Here is a 2,484-nt window from a genome sequence, read left to right as displayed (position 1 = left end):
CGAACTGGAGGACCTGGGCGCCACGGTGCGCTGGGCCGCCTGCGACGTCACCGACCGCACCGCGCTGGCCGAACTCCTCACGGAGATCGGCCCCGGCCTGTCCGGCATCGTCCACGCCGCCGGCGTCCTCGACGACGGCGTGCTGGAGTCCCTGACCGCCGAGCGGCTCACCACCGTGCTGCGGCCCAAGGCGGACGCCGCCTGGCACCTGCACGAACTCACCGCGGACCTGGACCTGGCGTTCTTCGTCCTGTTCTCCTCCGCCGCCGGCACCCTCGGCGGCGCCGGCCAGGCCAACTACGCCGCCGCCAACGCCTTCCTGGACGCGCTGGCCGCCCACCGCCACGCCCAGAACCTGCCCGCCACCTCCCTGGCCTGGGGCCCCTGGGCCGACAGCGGCATGGCCCACCACCTCGACGCCGCCGACATCGCACGTATGCGGCGTGCGGGTGTTCCGCCGCTGTCGGCGGAGGAGGGTTTGTCCCTCTTCGACGCGGGCCTGGCCTCCGCCACAGCCGCGCTCGTTCCGGTCAGTCTCGACCTGAGCGTGATGCGCAGGACGGCCGCACAGGGCGGCGAGATCCCGTACCTGCTGCGCGGCCTGGTGCGTACGCCGCAGCGCCGCACCGCCGCACAGGTGGATGTCGCGGCATCCGGTCTGGCCGCACGTCTCGTGGGGCGCACAGCCGAGGAGCAGGTCCAGCTGGTGCTGGAGGCGGTACGTACGGAGGTCGCCGGTGTCCTCGGCCACACCTCCGCCGCCGCCGTCCCCGCCCAGCGGGCCTTCACCGAGCTCGGCTTCGACTCCCTGACCGCCGTCGAACTGCGCAACCGCCTCGGCAAGGTCACCGGGCTGCGCCTGCCCGCCACCCTGGTCTTCGACTACCCGTCGGCCACCGTGCTGGCGGAGTTCCTGACCCAGGAGCTGACCGGCGGCCTCACAACGGATGCTTCGTACGCGAATGCTTCCGTCGTATCCGCGGTCACGGACGAGCCGATCGCGATCGTCGGCATGGCCTGCCGCTACCCCGGCGGCGTGAGCTCCCCCGACGACCTGTGGCACCTGGTCGCCACCGGCGGGGACGGCATCTCCGCGTTCCCCACCGACCGCGGCTGGAACCTCGAGGGTCTGTACGCGGATGCGGTGGCGGACGACCCGGAGGGCCGTTCGCTGACGCTGGAGGGCGGTTTCCTCCACGAGGCGGGCGAGTTCGACCCGGGGTTCTTCGGGATCTCGCCGCGTGAGGCCCTGGCCATGGACCCGCAGCAGCGCCTGCTGCTCGAGGCCTCCTGGGAAACCCTGGAGCGCGCCGGGGTGGACCCGGAGTCTCTGCGCGGCAGCCGTACCGGTGTCTTCGCCGGCCTCATGTACCACGAATACGGTTCCGGGGCGGAGTCGATCCCGAGCGGTGTCGACGCCTTCCTGGGCCTGGGCACCTCCGGCAGCGTGCTGTCCGGCCGGGTCGCTTACGCGCTCGGCCTGGAGGGCCCGGCGGTCACGGTCGACACGGCCTGCTCGTCCTCGCTGGTGGCCCTGCACTGGGCCATTCAGTCGCTGCGCACCGGTGAGTGCACGATGGCGCTCGCGGGTGGCGTGACCGTCATGTCGACGCCGAAGACGTTCGCCGAGTTCTCCCGCCAGCGCGGTCTGGCCGCCGACGGCCGCTGCAAGGCCTTCTCCGACGCGGCGGACGGCACCGGCTGGTCCGAGGGCGTGGGCATGCTGCTCGTGGAGCGGCTGTCGGACGCGCGCCGCAACGGCCACCAGGTCCTCGCCGTCATCCGCGGCTCGGCCGTGAACCAGGACGGTGCGTCCAACGGCCTGACCGCCCCCAACGGTCCCGCCCAGCAGCGGGTCATCCGCCAGGCGCTGGCCAACGCGGGTGTCGCGGCAGCGGACGTGGACGTGGTGGAGGCGCACGGCACCGGCACCAAGCTGGGCGACCCGATCGAGGCGCAGGCGCTGCTGGCCACCTACGGCCAGGAGCACGACGCGGACCGGCCGCTGTGGCTGGGCTCCCTGAAGTCGAACATAGGGCACACCCAGGCCGCCGCCGGCGTCGCCGGCATCATCAAGATGGCCATGGCCCTGCGCCACGGCTTCATGCCGCAGACCCTGTACGTCGAAGAGCCGTCCACGCACGTGGACTGGTCGGCCGGGGCGGTGGAGCTGCTGACCGAGGCCCGTGACTGGCCGGAGACGGGCGAGCGCCCGCGCCGCGCCGCGGTCTCCTCGTTCGGTATCAGCGGTACCAACGCGCACGTGATCCTGGAGCAGGCCCCGGCCGAGGAGCCGGCCGAGCCGGACCAGGCCCCGGCCCCGGCCCCGGCTCCGATGGGTGCGGTGCCGTGGGTGCTGTCCGCCAAGACCGAGCAGGCGCTCGCGGCCCAGGCGGAGCGGCTCCTGGCGCACCTGCGCGCGGACGCCGGGGCGTCGGTGGCGGACATCGGCTACTCGCTGGCCCTGACCCGCGCCCGCTTCGA

1 protein-coding gene is annotated in these 2,484 nt (G+C 73.4%); it reads left to right on the top strand.

Annotated elements, in window-relative coordinates; all coding sequences use genetic code 11:
* A partial coding sequence (locus AB0I73_RS40970) for a beta-ketoacyl synthase N-terminal-like domain-containing protein (RefSeq protein WP_363045466.1) occupies positions 1-2,484 on the top strand: 2,484 nt, incomplete at both ends.

Origin of the sequence: Streptomyces sp. NPDC050388, assembly GCF_040655635.1 — a bacterium.
Taxonomy (GTDB): Bacteria; Actinomycetota; Actinomycetes; order Streptomycetales; family Streptomycetaceae; genus Streptomyces.
This window is presented reverse-complemented; position numbering and strand designations above follow the sequence as displayed.